This window comes from Ruegeria sp. BHSA163 (assembly GCF_059613365.1).
Genome location: NZ_JBXWSJ010000017.1, coordinates 43,563 through 56,841 on the forward strand (window position 1 = coordinate 43,563; position 13,279 = coordinate 56,841).

Annotated in this window: 15 protein-coding genes; 8 read left to right on the forward strand and 7 right to left on the reverse strand. The window is 52.2% G+C overall.

What is annotated here, in order from left to right; genetic code table 11:
* Positions 1 to 164: 164 nt before the first annotated feature.
* Genes AC2FNV_RS09925 through AC2FNV_RS09935 form a run of 3 tightly spaced genes read right to left on the reverse strand, consistent with a single transcriptional unit; the run spans position 165 to position 3,645 of the window.
* Positions 165 to 1,652 carry a heme biosynthesis protein HemY gene (locus tag AC2FNV_RS09925; RefSeq protein ID WP_170606570.1) on the reverse strand — a complete coding sequence of 496 codons (1,488 nt, stop codon included), beginning with the start codon at positions 1,650 to 1,652 and terminating at the stop codon, positions 165 to 167.
* A gap of 10 nt (positions 1,653 to 1,662) precedes the next feature.
* Positions 1,663 to 2,877 (reverse strand): COG4223 family protein, encoded by a 1,215-nt coding sequence (locus AC2FNV_RS09930; RefSeq protein WP_496773165.1) that lies wholly within the window; start codon positions 2,875 to 2,877, stop codon positions 1,663 to 1,665.
* 54 nt (positions 2,878 to 2,931) lie between these two features.
* Positions 2,932 to 3,645 (reverse strand): uroporphyrinogen-III synthase, encoded by a 714-nt coding sequence (locus AC2FNV_RS09935; protein ID WP_170606644.1) that lies wholly within the window; start codon positions 3,643 to 3,645, stop codon positions 2,932 to 2,934.
* Between the two features lie 97 nt (positions 3,646 to 3,742).
* Between AC2FNV_RS09935 and tsaD the strand changes: the two genes are divergently transcribed.
* The 5 genes from tsaD (at position 3,743) to AC2FNV_RS09960 (ending at position 7,634) form a co-directional block, all read left to right on the forward strand.
* The gene (gene tsaD / locus AC2FNV_RS09940) at positions 3,743 to 4,840 is read left to right on the forward strand and encodes a tRNA (adenosine(37)-N6)-threonylcarbamoyltransferase complex transferase subunit TsaD (protein WP_170606643.1); all 1,098 of its coding nucleotides are present in this window, start codon (positions 3,743 to 3,745) and stop codon (positions 4,838 to 4,840) included.
* Positions 4,837 to 5,799, forward strand: a complete 963-nt coding sequence (locus AC2FNV_RS09945; RefSeq protein WP_170606566.1) for an NAD(P)H-dependent glycerol-3-phosphate dehydrogenase — start codon at positions 4,837 to 4,839, stop codon at positions 5,797 to 5,799. The genes tsaD and AC2FNV_RS09945 overlap by 4 nt, the downstream gene beginning before the upstream one ends.
* Before the next feature lies 1 nt (position 5,800).
* Complete coding sequence (locus AC2FNV_RS09950; RefSeq protein ID WP_170606564.1) at positions 5,801 to 6,070, forward strand: YciI family protein; 270 nt, start codon at positions 5,801 to 5,803, stop codon at positions 6,068 to 6,070.
* Entirely contained in the window at positions 6,070 to 6,492 is a 423-nt protein-coding gene (locus AC2FNV_RS09955) for an EVE domain-containing protein (RefSeq protein ID WP_170606562.1), read from the forward strand. Before AC2FNV_RS09950 ends, AC2FNV_RS09955 begins: the two co-directional genes overlap by 1 nt.
* 494 nt (positions 6,493 to 6,986) lie before the next feature.
* Entirely contained in the window at positions 6,987 to 7,634 is a 648-nt protein-coding gene (locus AC2FNV_RS09960) for a DUF899 family protein (protein WP_496773168.1), read from the forward strand.
* Between the two features lie 55 nt (positions 7,635 to 7,689).
* Here AC2FNV_RS09960 and ahcY read toward each other — a convergent pair whose 3' ends face one another.
* Entirely contained in the window at positions 7,690 to 9,078 is a 1,389-nt protein-coding gene (gene ahcY / locus AC2FNV_RS09965) for an adenosylhomocysteinase (protein WP_170481134.1), read from the reverse strand.
* A 132-nt stretch (positions 9,079 to 9,210) separates the two neighbouring features.
* On the opposite strand from ahcY, the gene AC2FNV_RS09970 reads away from it, so the two are divergent.
* Entirely contained in the window at positions 9,211 to 10,218 is a 1,008-nt protein-coding gene (locus AC2FNV_RS09970; protein ID WP_254442569.1) for a glycosyltransferase family 8 protein, read from the forward strand.
* Positions 10,219 to 10,221: 3 nt separating this feature from the next.
* Here the strand turns inward: AC2FNV_RS09970 and AC2FNV_RS09975 are convergent, their stop codons facing one another.
* Positions 10,222 to 10,536 (reverse strand): hypothetical protein, encoded by a 315-nt coding sequence (locus tag AC2FNV_RS09975; RefSeq protein ID WP_170481131.1) that lies wholly within the window; start codon positions 10,534 to 10,536, stop codon positions 10,222 to 10,224.
* Positions 10,537 to 10,743: 207 nt separating this feature from the next.
* Here AC2FNV_RS09975 and AC2FNV_RS09980 point away from each other — a divergent pair, with 207 nt between their 5' ends.
* Both AC2FNV_RS09980 and AC2FNV_RS09985 read left to right on the forward strand, forming a co-directional pair.
* Positions 10,744 to 11,337, forward strand: coding sequence for an HD domain-containing protein (locus tag AC2FNV_RS09980; protein ID WP_170606558.1), 594 nt, complete (start codon positions 10,744 to 10,746; stop codon positions 11,335 to 11,337).
* A gap of 141 nt (positions 11,338 to 11,478) precedes the next feature.
* Positions 11,479 to 11,907 (forward strand): GFA family protein, encoded by a 429-nt coding sequence (locus AC2FNV_RS09985; RefSeq protein WP_170606557.1) that lies wholly within the window; start codon positions 11,479 to 11,481, stop codon positions 11,905 to 11,907.
* An 88-nt stretch (positions 11,908 to 11,995) separates the two neighbouring features.
* Here the strand turns inward: AC2FNV_RS09985 and AC2FNV_RS09990 are convergent, their stop codons facing one another.
* Both AC2FNV_RS09990 and AC2FNV_RS09995 read right to left on the reverse strand, forming a co-directional pair.
* Positions 11,996 to 12,550, reverse strand: coding sequence for an ActR/PrrA/RegA family redox response regulator transcription factor (locus tag AC2FNV_RS09990; protein ID WP_170481122.1), 555 nt, complete (start codon positions 12,548 to 12,550; stop codon positions 11,996 to 11,998).
* Between the two features lie 87 nt (positions 12,551 to 12,637).
* The gene (locus AC2FNV_RS09995) at positions 12,638 to 13,258 is read right to left on the reverse strand and encodes an SCO family protein (RefSeq protein WP_170606555.1); all 621 of its coding nucleotides are present in this window, start codon (positions 13,256 to 13,258) and stop codon (positions 12,638 to 12,640) included.
* Positions 13,259 to 13,279 lie beyond the last annotated feature (21 nt).

Here is a 13,279-nt window from a genome sequence, read left to right on the forward strand (position 1 = left end):
TCGCCTCGTTCCTGCGGACCCGTTTGCTGTTCTCGTTCGATTGGCGCCCCAACCGTTTCAAAAAGTCTCGGTCAGGTAGATTCACCAAAGCCATGAGTGAAGCGAAAGAAACTCGCCGGCCACGCAGCGTTATGCAAGCTGGTTCGTCAAAACATTAGCACAGGTCAGGACTGCTTCTCGGCCTCAACCAGCTCAGCATTCGCTTCAATCACCTCATCGACCTCGGGTTCGTCATCCTCGCGCGCTTCCTCAGGCTCCGGTTCAGGCTGGTCCTCAATCGTCCCAACGATTAGGGGCAACATGTGAACACCTGTCGCCGTGGCAATTTCTGGCGTTTGCGGAGTTTGCCAGCTGAGCGTGTCAAAGCTGTTGCAGTTTTGACAAACAGGTCCCCACTCTGGCTGAATGTCATGGCAGTTGTTACAAACCCACTGCGGACCACGAGGAGCGTTCAGCGCCTTTGCAAGCCAACCCTGCACGACCGCATCCGACGCACCCTCTCCCCGTTCGATTGCAGCCATCAGGGTGTAGCCCCGGGCGTCTGCTTGATTTTCAATCAGGTCGCCCAACGCGCGCCGGGCTTCCGGGAAGTCCTCGGCAACAATATTCAACTCGGCCAAAATTAAACGAGTCTCGGGATCCTGAGGATGGACCCGGGTAAGGGCTGTGAACCGCTTGATGCGCTGCTCCGGGGTTTCATCTAGTTCAATCTCCGCAAATGCATGGGCAAGGTCAGGATGGGGCTGAACCTCCCACGCTTTTTTTAAGATCTTCGATGCAGAACGCGGTTTGCCCTTTTCGATATAAGCCCGCGCAGCCATTGCAGCGGCGGGAACTAAGTCTGGTGAAAGCCGATTGGCCTCAATTGCGTGTTCCTGCTGTTCTACCGATGCAGAGTCGTCCAGAATATCCTTAGCTTCGGAAAGAGCCAGAATCGCATCGCGCCGTTTAAAGACATCCCGAGGCAAATACCCGGCCTTTAGCTTGGAAGTCAGCGTCGAGCGGGCACCTGCCCAGTCTTGCGCCTTGGTCTGCAGGTTCAACAGGACGTCTTGTGTCTCTTCATGGCGGGGTTTCAAAGCAAGTGCCTTTTCCGCCAGTTTCCGGGCGGTTTCGTCGTCGCCTTCTGCCAGTTTCTGTTTCATAATACCCCGCACGCCGACAAAACGGGTCGCATTGTTTTGAACCAGCTTCTTGTACGTCTCTGAGGCTTTCTTGGTATCTCCGTTCATTTCGGCAGCTTGCGCAACCAGCAAATTGGTCAATTCAGGCTTGTTCAGCAGGCGTTCCGCTTTTTGCGCTTTTGTTATAGCTGCCCGACCCTCGCCCGAGGCAAGCGCCATCATTCCATCAGACAAAGCTTGATAACCACGCTGTTCCCGACTGCGGTCGAAGTATCGCGACAAGGCAGTTTCATCTCCGTTAAGGAATTTCAGGGTCGCAATCAGCAAGTTAAGCAATTTGAAGAACAGCCAGACCGCAAAAACAAGAAGGCACAGCGCGATGACTGATTGCAGGGGCCCTAGCGTGTACTCCGTACCTGCCACGGTGACTTGCACGCCTCCGCTGGATTCCATCAGAAACCCAGCACCTATGGCCAGCAAGCCGATAATCGCAACAAAAACAAGGATCTTTAACAGTGACCAAAGCATGGCAGGTCCTTCAGTTCGAGTTTACGCTTGAAGCAAGCGTATTTGCGGCGTCCACTGCGGCAACTCTGGTCTGAGCGGCCTCTTCCCAACCCGCCATCGCGCTTCGAGCCGATTCAGGCAGGGATTCAAGTTCGCTTAGGGCGGCAGAAACATCTCCATTTGAGAGTGCCGCCTGCGCGCGCGAAAGAATTGCATCCGGGTCGTCCCCATCCTGTGGCGTTACCGACCGTGCACCCGTCTGACGCTGCAAAAATGCGACCAAACCAGTGCCCTTTTCCGCATCGCGCGCATCCGCCAGCGCCTTTCGGGCCGCCGGAGGGAATGACGCGTTTAACGTTGAGGTAGTTGCCACACCTTTTTCAGCAGTCGCAATCAGTGCATCCGGTACCGTCAACCCCCCCGACTGAAGTTCGGTAACTAAATCCGTATAAGGTTGTCCGGTATCCAGTTTTCCTTTTAGCCGAGTCAACGTTGCCGTGTTGGTGGCTGCACGTGCTTCAGCGGCCGCTTTTGCTTCTAGGGCTTGGGCGTCCAAAACCATCTTTTCGACTTCCGCCCTTTGCGCTGCAAGCGATTGCTGCAGCTTTTTGAGCTCTGCCTCATAAGCGGCAACTGCTTCGGCCGAGGCACCTTGGGTGATTGGTCGTTTCTCCATTTCGGCCAAACGATCTGCCAGAGGGTCTAACTTGCTATTCAGTTCGTCGATATTGGATTTTGCGCTGTCCAAATCTGCTTCAATTGGTGGCAATTTAGCAGTCAGAGCCGTCAACTGATCCTTTAGAGCGGACAAATCCGAACCGTCGGTCAGTGCGCCAGAAAGCTTTTCTATTTGAGCGGATTGGTCCTGCAATTTCGATTCAAGCGTCGCAATCGCGTCTGTCGGATCTGAACCACCGGGCAAAAAATCTCCGCGCCCAGCGACGAACCCTATCGCCGCCGCGATCACGCCACCAATCAGCGCAGGAACAAACCCGCCTCGTCTTTCAACGGGGCGCTCAATGGTCTTTTCCTCAACGGCTTCGGCTTCGGCTTCGGCTTCGGCTTCGGCTTCGGCTTCGGCTTCGGCTTCGGCTTCGGCTTCGGAAGTGATTTCTTCCGGGTTCTCTTGGTTTTCAATCGACTGATCGTCCGCTGCAGGATCAGAAGCCGATGGATCAACTTCCAATCGCTCTTCTAAATTGGGGTCTTCCAGTGGTTCCTGATCAGTCTTCTTTTTACCAGCCACCGTCACAATCCCCTTATCGATTCTAAAAACACCCGAACTACAGACGCACCCAAGTTAATCCGCGCCAGCCGCACCCTCAACCCGCAAGGCATGTTTCACAAGTTTTTTGACGGCCTTACTCATCTTCTTGGGCGTGGGTTCTTTAGCAATCTTCAGGCGCCGGAACGTCAACGTTCTAAGGGGGTCGGCCGTCGCTTCGCTAATAGCGGCCAACCATAAAGGCGCAGAACCTTCCCAGACGTCGGCAAATTGTCGCGCGGTCCGTGGCGAAAATATCGGCGCTAAAACGGGTGCGTCACCAAGGGCAGCTTGTTCGGCCTGGGGGGTGAGCGGCAGGAGCCTTTGTCTATAGACCGGCTGTTCGAACGTGGTCAGGCCCAGTTCGGTTAGGCGTTCGGCGACATTGCCGCGGCTGTGTTCCCCGCGCAGATGCAAAAGTGGGCTTTCGGGTCTAAGTTGTAACAGGTTTGCCACCAGTTCCTCAGCCGTCGCGCCAACCATCTGGGCCATCCATCCCGCGCCTTTTGCAGTTCCAGTGGTGGCAGGCCCAACGCAATACGCAGGTAGTTTTCGGTCCACCCCCAAGGATACCGCTGCATTCACCGAGTTTGCCGATGTGAAGATCAAACCCCGAATTCCTTTTGTCGCCACTTGAACCTCAAGCGGCCGTATCTCAAGTAAAGGGGAATGAATCACAGTGACACGCGATCTGGCGCGGGTCGGAAGCTGCGCAACGAACCTCTCCGAGGCGGCGCGAGGGCGGGTCATCAAAAGGTACAACAGGCGGCGCCTTCGGCCTTGGGATTGTTTGCGTCCGCGCAGGGTGCTACCCCGCTTTGAAATCATGATGCAACGGATCAGGTCAATGGTGCAAACACTTACCGTCCTTGGATTGGAAAGCAGCTGTGATGATACAGCTGCCGCTGTCGTGCGCCAAACTGACTTCGAGCCTGCGGAAATTTTATCTTCCATCGTGCATGGCCAGACCGAGCTTCACAGTGCATTCGGCGGCGTAGTGCCAGAAATCGCTGCCCGGGCGCACACGGAAAAGTTAGACATCTGCGTAAAACAGGCACTGGACACTGCGGGGCTGAGTTTGCGGGACATGGATGCCATAGCTGTTACAGCAGGACCCGGCCTGATAGGTGGGGTTATGTCAGGCGTGATGTGCGCTAAAGGTCTAAGCGCGGCGTCCGGCCTGCCCTTGATCGGCGTTAACCATCTTGCGGGCCATGCGCTAACGCCCCGCCTGACCGACAAGATTGCCTTTCCTTATCTGATGCTTTTGGTTTCAGGCGGGCATTGCCAGTACCTGATTGCCAGAGGGCCCGAAGAATTTACCCGGTTGGGCGGAACAATCGACGACGCACCCGGCGAAGCCTTCGACAAAACCGCGCGGTTGCTGGGACTGCCTCAACCCGGAGGCCCAAGCGTAGAGGTTGAGGCTCGGGCGGGAAATCCAAACCGTTTCCATTTTCCGCGTCCTCTGCTGGATCGACCAGGTTGTGATCTTTCTTTCTCTGGCCTTAAGACGGCCTTGTTGCGTTTGCGCGATCTGGTCGTTCTTGAAAAGGGCGGTTTGATGCGAAGCGACCGCGCAGATCTATGCGCCGGATTTCAACAGGCTGTAGTGGAAACTCTGTCGGAAAAAACCCGAAGGGCCATTGCATTATACATGGCTGAGAGTCCACCAGAGCCGGTCATAGCGGTGGCCGGAGGAGTGGCAGCGAATTTCGCGATTCGCGCTCGTTTAGAGACTGTTGCTGTGGAGTCTGGTGCAAAATTCATTGCCCCCCCGTTGAGCCTTTGCACTGATAACGCTGCCATGATTGCATTCGCTGGGTTGGAGCGATTTCGCCGTGGCGCCAGAGATGGAATGGAGCTTTCCGCTCGGCCCCGTTGGCCACTGGATCAGAACAGCCCTTCGATTTTGGGCGGTGGCAAAAAAGGTGCTAAGGCGTGAGCATTTCAATCCTGGGATCAGGTGCATTTGGAACCGCATTGGCGGTTTCACTTGCTGAGAATGGGCAGGTCACCCTTTGGTCGCGCAATAACGAACAAGCGCAGACAATGCTATTGGAGCGGGAAAACAAATCCCATTTGCCCGGCGTGCGCCTTCCCTCGGAAATCGATGTAACTGCTGACATAGAGAAAGCTGCCCTTTCCGATGTCGTCTTATTAGCTGTTCCAATGCAAAAAATGCGGGAAGCCTTAGTTGAACAAGCCTCTGCACTGGATGGCAAGACACTGGTGGCCTGTTGCAAGGGAATAGAATTGGCTACCGGGGTCGGTCCGATATCTATTATCAAGCAAGTAACACCCAATTCCTGCGCTGCCCTTCTGACCGGACCAAGTTTTGCAGACGACATCGCACGCGGTCTACCTACGGCGCTGACTTTGGCTTGCGCGGACAAGAACCTTGGGAAAAACCTGCAGACCGACCTAACTACGTCCAATTTGCGCCTGTACCGCACCAACGATTTGATCGGCGCAGAACTTGGGGGCGCCCTAAAGAACGTGATAGCCATAGCCTGTGGCGCTTCCATCGGAGCAGGTCTGGGCGACAGTGCGCGAGCGGCGCTAATGACAAGAGGGTTTGCTGAAATGCTGCGCTTTGCGTTGATGCGTGGCGCAAGGTCTGAAACATTGATGGGCTTGTCCGGACTAGGTGATTTGGTTTTGACCTGTTCGTCGGAACTGTCTAGAAATTACCGTTTTGGGCTGTGTTTGGGTCAGAATCGACCCTTCGACCAATCAACTACAGTCGAAGGTGTAGCCACAGCGACCGCAGTTGCGGAAATCGCACGGACCGAAGCGCTGGAAATGCCGATAAGCCAAACGGTGGCAGAACTTAGTATCGGAAAATACAGTGTAAACGACGCGATTGGCACTCTGCTTAGTCGCCCACTCAAGGAGGAATAGGATGCTAATTGCGTTGATCGCCCGTGACAAAGAGGGCGCGTTGCAAACCCGCCTTGATAACCGTTCGGCTCACCTGTCGTATATTGAAGAAACAGGAGTTGTTTCCCAGGCTGGCCCGTTGTTGGACGGCGATGCTATGATTGGTTCGCTGATCATTTTGGATGTGGAAGATATGGATGCTGCGAAGACGTGGGCCGACAACGATCCTTATGCCAAGGCTGGGTTGTTTTATTCCGTAGAGCTAATCCCATGGAAAAAGGTGATAGGCTGATGGCATACTGGCTATTCAAATCCGAGCCTTCGACGTGGAGTTGGGATCAACAGGTCGCCAAAGGCGATTCTGGTGAGGAATGGGATGGCGTTCGAAATTATCAGGCGCGGAACTTTATGCGTCAAATGCATGTTGGCGACCGCGGTTTTTTTTACCACTCGCAAAAAGACAAGGCGATTGTCGGGATTGTTGAAGTCTGCGCCCAAGCGCATCCGGACAGCACAACCGATGACGAGCGCTGGGAGTGTGTGGACATAAAAGCAGTCCGACCATTCGTTGCGCCAGTGACATTAGACCAGATTAAAGCCGATGAACGGCTATCTGAGATGGTTTTGGTTAAAAACTCGCGACTTTCTGTGCAGCCCGTGACTGGTTCCGAGTGGGCTGTAATTTGCAACCTTGGTCAAACTCTGGCTGATTAAAAAGGGAAGATCCTGAACTTTCAAAACCTTCCCTACCCCCGCGCGCTCCCGAGTCACCACACGCGATTGGATTATTCTGGTTCTGACCGTCCTGGTCATGTGTTGACCTTAGCTGATCAACGGCTAAAGGCACAAACAACAAATCCGTAAGAATTCACTAAAATTCAATTTTCAGCCTGCTTTTGTCAGCATTAGTTCGGCTATTTTCTGTTACTGCCGAGAGGGAAATCTTTGTTTCCGTCACTAGTGGAAATTCGATGGACCAACGCTAAAATTTTTTTCCAAAGGTCAGATCACATGTACTTTTTTTCGGGGTGCGTCCATATTCAATATATTTTTCAAATTCTTATTTGTTCCTAGGGAAATTTTCTCGAATGGGAAAAAAAGTTCAATCATTCAAGAAAAACTGTTTTTGGGTCAGGCTTGAATATTCTTCATCAATTATTTAACATAAAAGTTAAATTAAAAATCCTGCCATGCCCAGAGAGGTAGTCATGCCAGTTACGCTTCCAAATGAAAGCCCCGAATACCGATCCGCTCGAAACGCCTTGCTCGCGGCCGAAGCCGATTTGAGGTTTCAAATAGAAAATGTCGCGAAACTGCGTCGCAACCTGCCAAAGGGCGGAGCAGTTCCTTCGGATTATGTGTTTCGGACCGAGAAAGGTGAGACTGCGCCTATGTCGTCACTATTTGGTTCGCATGACACCCTTGCCATCTACTCGCTGATGTACGGACCAACCGCTGACGCGCCTTGTCCAATGTGTTCAGCTTTTCTTGACGGGCTAAATGGTCAGATCGCGCATATCTCACAAAAGATAAGCTTAGCGATTGTCGCTCAAAACACGGCGGAAAAGTTAGTTGAACTTAAATCTCGAATGGGTTGGAGCGAATTGTCGCTATTCTCCGCAAAAGGTACTGACTATCAACGCGATTATCTGGCAGAAACTCAGGATGGGAGCCAACTGCCGATCCTGAACATCTTTCAGCGCGGTAACGACGGCATACGCCACTTTTGGAGTTCTGAACTTTTCTTCGAGCCCAGCGATTGGCATCCACGTCACGTGGACTCGGCGTGGTCGCTTTGGAACATCCTCGACTTCACGCCAGGCGGCCGAGGCGAGTTTTTTCCCTCGCTACGATGATGTTGATTTGTAACGGCGACCAAGTCAGCCGCCGTCTATTTCGGATAACTATTTATCAGTAGCGGTAGTGCTCAGGCTTATACGGGCCTTCTGGTTTCACGCCGATATAAGCTGCCTGTTCATTATCCATCTGAGTCAACTTCACTCCAATCCTATCCAAGTGAAGCCGAGCGACTTTCTCGTCCAGATGCTTGGGCAGGATATAGACTTTGTTCTCGTACTGGTCGCCCTTGGTAAATAGCTCTATCTGCGCCAAAACCTGGTTGGTAAACGATGCAGACATAACGAAAGAGGGGTGACCGGTCGCGTTTCCAAGGTTCAAAAGGCGACCCTCGGACAGCAGAATGATACGGTTGCCAGAAGGCATTTCGATCATGTCTACCTGTTCTTTGATGTTGGTCCATTTGTGGTTGCGTAAATTGGCGACCTGAATTTCGTTATCGAAGTGGCCAATATTGCCGACAATGGCCATATCCTTCATCTCACGCATATGTTCGATGCGGATTACGTCCTTGTTTCCCGTGGTCGTAATGAAGATATCGGCGCTGTCTATTTCGTCCTCCAGCAGGGTAACTTCGAAACCGTCCATCGCAGCTTGCAAGGCGCAGATCGGATCCACCTCAGTTACTTTAACGCGGGCACCTGCACCGCGCAACGACGCGGCAGATCCTTTGCCAACATCCCCATAACCACAAACTACGGCGACCTTACCAGCCATCATTGTGTCTGTGGCGCGGCGGATACCGTCAACCAGCGATTCCTTGCAACCGTATTTGTTGTCGAACTTCGACTTTGTTACCGAGTCATTTACGTTAATTGCCGGGAAGGGAAGATGGCCGTCTTTGAAAAGCTGATACAGTCGGTTCACACCGGTGGTAGTTTCCTCAGAAACACCCTGAATCTGGTCGCGCATCTTAGCAAACCAACCCGGGGACGCTGCCATCCGTTTGGCGATCTGCTTCTTGATCACCTCTTCCTCTTCTGAGCTTGGAACAGCGATAATTTCTTCGCCTGCCTCCGCCCGCGCGCCCAAAAGAATGTACAATGTCGCGTCACCGCCATCGTCCAGGATCATGTTTGGGCCTTCTTCGAACAAGAACGATTTGTCCAGGTAATCCCAGTGCTCTTCAAGCGTTTGGCCTTTGATGGCAAACACTGGTATGCCTGCTGCTGCTATCGCGGCCGCGGCATGGTCCTGTGTCGAGAATATGTTACACGACGCCCAGCGCACGTCGGCCCCAAGCGCGACGAGCGTTTCGATCAGTACCGCAGTTTGAATTGTCATGTGCAACGAGCCAACTATCCGTGCGCCCTTCAAGGGTTTCTGGTCGCCGTATTCAGCGCGCAGCGCCATAAGGCCAGGCATCTCTGTTTCAGCAATATCCAGCTCTTTTCGGCCAAACTCAGCCAGCGAAATGTCTTTTACTTCGTAGTCATTGCCCATAGCACGCCTCCGTATAACCTGACCGAGGCATCTAACATTGACATCATGGTCTCGCAATGCGAATTCGATCCGGCAAATTCGAATATACGAAAATTGATCGGGTCCGATATCCTCGCGACCTTAGACGTCTATATGGAACAAGAAATTCAACAGCTGAATGTAACGTCTTCCGCACCCGCACAGTTTCGCAAAGCGATCATATTTTGCTGTGACCAAAATTATTTGGTCTTTGCCGCACACGCCGCGTCCCAAATCGCTTCTCTGCATTCGAATCGAGATTTCGATATTTGCATCTGCTATGGTGAGCGACCGGTTGAAATTCCAAAGTCACTTGAACATCTGAACATTCGGCTCTGTCACGTGGATACAGGAAACCTTTTTCAGGGTCTTAGGCTTGATCCCGGCAAAAGTCATGATGTTTATCTGCGCCTTGCACTGCCCCCAGCATTTTCCGCCGAATATGATCGCATTCTGTATCTGGACAGCGATATTTTTGTCCAAGGCGGAAACTTTAGCGCTTTGATGGACGTGGACATTGCACCACACCCAATTGCAGCGGTGCGCGATAACACTCAGTGGCGTACGCCTGGTCGAAAACCTAAACAGTTCAGAATTTTAGCGCTGCGCTCGGCGCCATACTTCAATGCCGGTGTGATACTGATGGATGTAAATCGTTACAACAATCAGGGCTTGCTAAAAAAATGCCTGGAACTGGGCAAGGCAAAAGCCGACGTTATGATCCGCCATGACCAAAACCTGTATAACGCAGTTTTACAAGGGGATTGGGCAGAAATAAGCCCGATGTGGAATTGGCAGTTTACGTGGTCTTCGCAGCTCTTTGCCATGCAGATCGAACCGCATTTAGTTCATTTCATTGGCAAGACCAAACCTTGGAAAGATCCAAGAGGCGAGCTTAGTCCACGCTTTGCGAGGACTATGAAAGCGTTCTCCGATGTGCATTTTCCCGATGAAAATATATTTCGGAAGAATAATGGGCCAATGGCCTTGAATAGCACAAAGATGCGCAAAATTTTGATAAAACATCTTCTTTCAGCATCAAGGACCCAACGTTATCTAGGCAAATTCAAAAATGATTTTGAAGTGATCACAAACAACGTCATGTCGACTACGGGTCACTAAAAATCAGCTAGGGATGCCGTCGGGCGTTTCTTTGCTGGTGGCTTCAAAAAAGTCGGTGCCGACTGCGACTATGCAACTAATGCCATTCGCATGGGTCACCAAGACCGTGTAACTTCCGGTTTCTTCCGAAGTCCATACTTCCATAACTGATTGCGCACCACGCGTCTTTTGCAACCCTCCAAAGGCCAACTTCTCTGAGTAGCTGTTCTGCAGTTTGGTTATGAGATGCTCGCGCTCTGCACAATTTTGGGCAAAAGCCGGAGGCGCTGCGGCGGCCATTCCGAAAGTCAGGACAATTCCAAACAAACGCTTGAACATATAACGCTCCTTTCGATACGTGTTTCGTTTCGAGAGGGGCGCAACCGGGAGGAGCCTGCGCCCCCCTCAGTCCATTATGTCGGGATCATATCGCGCCAATTCAAAGCACGAATGCTCAAGAAATAGTTGGCAGCCAGTGATCCAGACAGGTACATCATATCATAAAAACACCGGGCTTGCGCGTCGGACATCAAGGGGCATGGCAGAATGGCAACACAACCAAGAGCATGGCAAAGGATGCTGTCAGGTCGCAGGTTGGATTTGCTGGACCCCACACCGGTGGACATCGAGATCGAAGATATCGCCCATGGGTTGGCATTTGTTGCACGATGGAATGGTCAAACACACGGTGATTTTGCTTATTCCGTAGCTGAACACTCCCTGCTGGTCGAAGAACTTTTTAGTCGCATCGCCCCCAATTCACTAGTCAAATGGAGGTTGGCCGCATTGTTGCACGATGCACCGGAGTACGTGATCGGGGATATGATTTCGCCAGTAAAGTCAGCCGTCGGACCGGGATACGGCGAGCTGGACGACCGACTTGCCACGGCAATTCACATCCGGTTCGGCCTGCCTGCGTCGGTTCCAAAAACTGTGAAAGCGCAAATTAAAAAGGCTGACAAAATCAGCGCCTGGATGGAAGCCACCCAGATCGCGGGGTTTTCTGAAGCCGAGGCCACAAAATTCTTCGGCCGCCCGGACAAGGCAATTATTGAAGGATCGCTGATCAAACTGCGTCCGCCAATCGAAGTGCGGCGGGCATATATGGAACGACACAAACAGTTGATCGCGTCCCTCTAGCAAATCAAATTACTCCGCCGTCGGCTTGGACCCAACAAAGACCTTTGACCCAATGTCGCAATCAGGCAACTAGACGTCCGTTTGGCGGCGTCGAAGTAAGTAAATCATGGGATGCTTTATCAACAAAAAATGGAGCATCGGATGACCACCAGGGGCCATTGCCTTTGCAAGAAAACCAGTTGGGAATTTGTCGAAGAAATTTCTTGGGGCTGTTATTGCCATTGTGACGACTGCCGCAGAAATTGCGCGGCCCCTGTCGTTGCGTGGCTCGGCGTTCCCTTGAAAAACTTTAGGTGGACCGGGAAAACCCCAAAAACCTTCGAAAGCTCCAAAGGCGTATACAGACATTTCTGCGCCGATTGCGGTTCACCGCTAGGTTTCGAAGCACAACACTACAAAGGGGGAATGCACCTTTACGCGGCTTCGATGGAAAACCCCGAGGATTTTGAACCGGCTTTTCACGTCAACTATCATAGCAAATTGCCATGGCTCAATATGCTCGATGACCTAAAAAAGTACGAGAGCACATTGTTACATGCGCCGGAAGATCTTAGCGATTATCAAGATTGACCGTTTGGTATTTTTCGAAGGCAGCCGCGCACTCAGGAATGGTCACGTTGATAGCGACTCAAATGAAGGCTATGCCAAAAAGACTGTACTAACGTGGGCTGCGCTTTGCCAGAATCCGCTGCAACGTCCTACGGTGCATGTTCAAACGCCGCGCTGTCTCGCTGACGTTCCGATCACATAGCTCATAAACGCGCTGGATATGTTCCCAACGTACCCGATCGGCGCTCATGGGGTTTTCAGGCGGTGGAGGCAACTCATCACCTTTGGCCAGCAAAGCATTCATGACGTCGGTGGCATCGGCAGGTTTTGACAGGTAATCTGTGGCCCCAATCTTTACCGCGGCAACCGCGGTCGCAATGGCGCCGTATCCAGTCAAGACTACGACCCTGCAATCTGGCCGCTTTTCTCGCAGAACTTCCACGACATCCAGGCCGTTTCCATCCTCCAATCGTAGATCAACTACCGCGTAGGCAGGAGGCCGAGCCGTCGCAATGGCGCGGCCAGCTGCAACCGAGCCAGCAGTCTCGATTTCAAAGCCTCGTTTCTCCATGGCCTTGGCCAAACGTCTCAGAAAAGGCTCGTCATCGTCTACCAAAAGCAAGGATTTGTCGGGGCCGATGTCAAGCTCGGAACTGTCTGCCATATTAGGGTCTTTCCGCTATTTCACGCCAATTGGCTTAATTATGAGTAATAGCAGCGCCATGACAAAGGTCAAACTAGCCGCTGAAAATCACATTTTTTCTAGAAAACAGCTGACCTTTTCAGCCATCTGTTCTGCTGTATCGTTGCGGTTAAAAAACTCAATAAACCCGTCCTGTGGGGTAACAAGATAAGTAAAGGTGGAATGGTCGACCAGATAATACTCGTCGCTTTTGTCATGAGCTTTGTAGTAAGTCTTATATGCTTGGCTAGCGGCCTTTACCTGTTCAGGTGATCCGGTCAACGCAATCATACGTTCATGGAGATTGAAAGCGTAGTCTCCGATCACCTCAGGCGTATCGCGATCTGGATCAATCGAAATGAAAAGCGGCGTCACCGAAAAGCCGCGTTCCGCCAGAATATCAACGGCCTCGGCATTACGGGACATGTCAAATGGGCAGACATCAGGACAGAAAGTATAGCCAAAGTAAACAAGGGTAGGCTCTGTGATCACGTCAGTATCGGACACCGTTTCGCCTTTGGCGTTGATCAGTTGAAATGGGCCGCCTATTGCTGCAGCGCCGCCAGCTATCTGGCTAGCACGGCATTGAGCGAATTTGTCATCCCCTTTCCCTCCTGTCGTCAGCAACCACATGGCTCCTAATCCAACGGCCAGTACGACGGCTGCAAGTATTGCGTAAAGGCGGATCATGGCAATTATCCTGATTCAAGG

Coding starts and splice junctions, on each gene's coding strand:
- AC2FNV_RS09980 (WP_170606558.1), top strand. CDS start 10,744: ATGGCAACACAACCAAGAGCATGGCAAAGGATGCTGTCAGGTCGCAGG.
- AC2FNV_RS09935 (WP_170606644.1), bottom strand. CDS start 3,645: ATGACCCGCCCTCGCGCCGCCTCGGAGAGGTTCGTTGCGCAGCTTCCG.
- AC2FNV_RS09925 (WP_170606570.1), bottom strand. CDS start 1,652: ATGCTTTGGTCACTGTTAAAGATCCTTGTTTTTGTTGCGATTATCGGC.
- AC2FNV_RS09970 (WP_254442569.1), top strand. CDS start 9,211: ATGGAACAAGAAATTCAACAGCTGAATGTAACGTCTTCCGCACCCGCA.
- AC2FNV_RS09995 (WP_170606555.1), bottom strand. CDS start 13,258: ATGATCCGCCTTTACGCAATACTTGCAGCCGTCGTACTGGCCGTTGGA.
- ahcY (WP_170481134.1), bottom strand. CDS start 9,078: ATGGGCAATGACTACGAAGTAAAAGACATTTCGCTGGCTGAGTTTGGC.
- AC2FNV_RS09975 (WP_170481131.1), bottom strand. CDS start 10,536: ATGTTCAAGCGTTTGTTTGGAATTGTCCTGACTTTCGGAATGGCCGCC.
- AC2FNV_RS09960 (WP_496773168.1), top strand. CDS start 6,987: ATGCCAGTTACGCTTCCAAATGAAAGCCCCGAATACCGATCCGCTCGA.
- tsaD (WP_170606643.1), top strand. CDS start 3,743: ATGGTGCAAACACTTACCGTCCTTGGATTGGAAAGCAGCTGTGATGAT.
- AC2FNV_RS09985 (WP_170606557.1), top strand. CDS start 11,479: ATGACCACCAGGGGCCATTGCCTTTGCAAGAAAACCAGTTGGGAATTT.
- AC2FNV_RS09990 (WP_170481122.1), bottom strand. CDS start 12,550: ATGGCAGACAGTTCCGAGCTTGACATCGGCCCCGACAAATCCTTGCTT.
- AC2FNV_RS09950 (WP_170606564.1), top strand. CDS start 5,801: ATGCTAATTGCGTTGATCGCCCGTGACAAAGAGGGCGCGTTGCAAACC.
- AC2FNV_RS09955 (WP_170606562.1), top strand. CDS start 6,070: ATGGCATACTGGCTATTCAAATCCGAGCCTTCGACGTGGAGTTGGGAT.